Genomic DNA, 2,524 nt, shown 5'->3' with positions numbered 1-2,524 from the left:
CGGCGTCGGCGGCAGCAGCCGGCGCGACCTCTGCGCCGGTCGCGGCGGGGCGGTCGCCTGCACGGCCGGCACCGCGCCCGCCGAGCGCGCGGGCGCCCGCGTATGCGGCCACCGCGGCCACCACGGCGATCGCGATCGCCGCCGCGGCCCGCCGCCACAGCGAGGACCGGACCGGTAGCGGCACCGGCGTGACGACCGGGTCGCCGGCCGCGGGCGTCCCCGCGGCGACGGCGGGCGGTCGCGGCGTCGGATCGGCCGCGGTGGTGCGCGTCGGCGCGTCGCTCGCGGGCAAAAGCGGCGTCGTCGCACCGTCAGGCAGCTCCGCCGGTCCCGAGCCGGCTGCCCACGCTTCCACGGGGGCGGCGGCGCTGCGCGGCCGGGCGGGCGCGCGGTCGGGGAACCGCTCGCGCAGCAGCGCCGCGAGCGCCGTCGCGCCGCGCGGCGTGACGCATTCGCACGACAGCACGGCTTCGAGCGCAGCGGCCGCGCTGGCGAACCGATCCGCCGGATCGCGCGCCAGGAGTTGCAACGCCACGGCGGCGAGGTCGTCGGGGGCGCTCGGGCTCCACTCGCGCGGGTTCGGGATCGGCATCGCCAGCATGCGGGCGAGCGATTCGGCCTCGGTCGCGCCGGCGAACAGGCGCCGGCCCGTGAGCATCTCGTGCAGCACGACACCGACCGCGAACAGGTCCGCGCGCCCGTCGAGCCGCCGGCCGTGCGCCTGCTCCGGACTCATGTACGCCGCCTTGCCCTTGACCGAGCCGGTGGCGCTCGCGCCGGTGGCGGCAAACGCCTTCGCGATGCCGAAGTCCGACAGCTTGACGCCGCCGCTCCACGACAGCAGTACGTTGTGCGGTGACACGTCGCGGTGGACGATGCCGAGCGGCCGGCCGCCGTGCTCGAGCGTGTGCGCGTAGTCGAGCGCGCGGAGCATCTCGGCCGTGACGTGGGCGGCGATCGGCGGGGGCAGGGCGCCGGTGTGGATCAACTGGCGAAGGTCGACCCCGTCGATGAACTCCATCACGAGAAACAGCCGCCCGTCGGCGTCGCGGTCGAAGTCGAGCACGCTCACGACGTTCGGGTGCTGCAACAGGCTCGCGATGCGCGCCTCGTTGACGAACATGTCCGCGAACGCCGGGTCGGCGGACCAGGTCGGGAGCACGCGCTTGATCGCGACGCGGCGCGCGAATCCTTCGGCCCCCGACAGCGTGGCGGCGAACACCTCGGCCATGCCGCCGCCGCCGATGCGCTCCCCGAGCCGGTATTTGTCCGCCAGCGCCATGGCGCTCGATCAGCAGAGCGCGGCCGCGTCGGACCGTCAAGCGGGAACGCGGACCCCGCTCGGGGACGGCGCCCGACGCCGCTGCGGCCGAACGCCGGGTCAGAACGCCGCGTCGCCGCGCGAGACGATCAGCCGGTACTCCTTGTAGCAGTCGCCGGCGTCCTCGCACGCGCGCTTGCTCGAGTACATCACCGACATCAGCAGGCGGTAGGGCGTGCTCTTGTCGGCGATGATCGTGAGCGAATCGGGGCCCTTGCCCTCGGTGCTGGCGTAGGCCTTGCGGTGCATCGCCAGCGTGTTGGTGAGCTTGGTGATCTCGAGCCCGAGGGCGCCCTCGGCCCGCTCCGACGGGTCGACGTCCCCGTTGGTGACCGCGACGATCGGCACGCCGTCGACGAGGATCGCTTTGGTTCCGATGAACACGGGCGTGCCTTCCTCCGGAATCGGCTGCCGCGTCGTGGACCGCGGCGGCACCACGTCCGGCGGCATGATGTCCGTCGCGCCGACCGACGCCTGCTTGATCATGAAGACCAGCAGGATCGTCATGATGTCGAGCATCGGCATGATGTTCAGGTGGGTGATCTCCTCACCCTCCGGAACCCGCTTGACGGCCTTGCGGACGATCGCACGCGCTTCGCGGACCGAGATCGACATCTATTGGAACCCCGTCGAGAAGTGAACCTTGGGAAACAGGCGCAGGCCGCGGTCGGGATCGTTTTCGTCGTCCGTGACGACCTCGCGCGCGTAGTCCATCACCGCGATGACGGTTTCGTAGGGCGTCTTCGGGTCGGCCTGGATGATGACCGCCTCGGTGGACGGATCGCGCGCCTTGGGGTCGGGCCAACGGCGCTTGACGATCTCCTTGAGGGTCGCGTTGAGCTTGGCCAGATCGTAGGGCTGCTCCGAGCCCGGCGGGTTGTGCGGCAGCACGAGCTTGGGCTGCTGCAGTGTTCCCTCGAGTCCGCTCACCGACCACACGAGCAGCTTTTCGTCGGTGATGGAGATGACGAGCTGGAGCGGCTGTTCGTTGGGCGGCTTGGCCGGATCGGCCGCGCCGACCGCGTTCGACGGCGCGTGCTCCGGCAGCGACGTGTTGATGTGGCCGAACAGGATCCCGGACGACAGCGACGCGAGCAGGAACAGCAGGATGTTGGTCGCGATGTCGAGGTAGGGGACGAGGTTCAGCTCGCCGGACTCGAGCTCCTCCTGCGCGATCTCCTCCTCGCGCTTCTTCATGGCCAT

The 2,524-nt window shown here is 71.6% G+C and carries 3 protein-coding genes; all 3 read right to left on the bottom strand.

What is annotated here, in order from left to right:
- Positions 1-1,282: serine/threonine protein kinase (locus D6689_17765; GenBank protein ID RMH39059.1), on the bottom strand; the 1,282-nt coding region annotated here is incomplete at its 3' end.
- Between the two features lie 99 nt (positions 1,283-1,381).
- Positions 1,382-1,936: a hypothetical protein gene (locus D6689_17760; GenBank protein RMH39058.1), complete on the bottom strand. Its 555-nt coding sequence runs from the start codon at positions 1,934-1,936 to the stop codon at positions 1,382-1,384.
- Positions 1,937-2,524, bottom strand: a complete 588-nt coding sequence (locus D6689_17755; GenBank protein ID RMH39057.1) for a hypothetical protein — start codon at positions 2,522-2,524, stop codon at positions 1,937-1,939.

This window comes from Deltaproteobacteria bacterium (assembly GCA_003696105.1).
Classification (GTDB): Bacteria; Myxococcota_A; Polyangia; order Haliangiales; family J016; genus J016.
The sequence above is the reverse complement of the archived record's forward strand: the minus strand, read 5'-3'. Positions and strand labels throughout refer to the sequence as shown.

Excerpts from the sequence above, each read along its gene's own strand:
- D6689_17760 (RMH39058.1), bottom strand. The coding sequence starts at position 1,936 with ATGTCGATCTCGGTCCGCGAAGCGCGTGCGATCGTCCGCAAGGCCGTC.
- D6689_17755 (RMH39057.1), bottom strand. The coding sequence starts at position 2,524 with ATGGCCATGAAGAAGCGCGAGGAGGAGATCGCGCAGGAGGAGCTCGAG.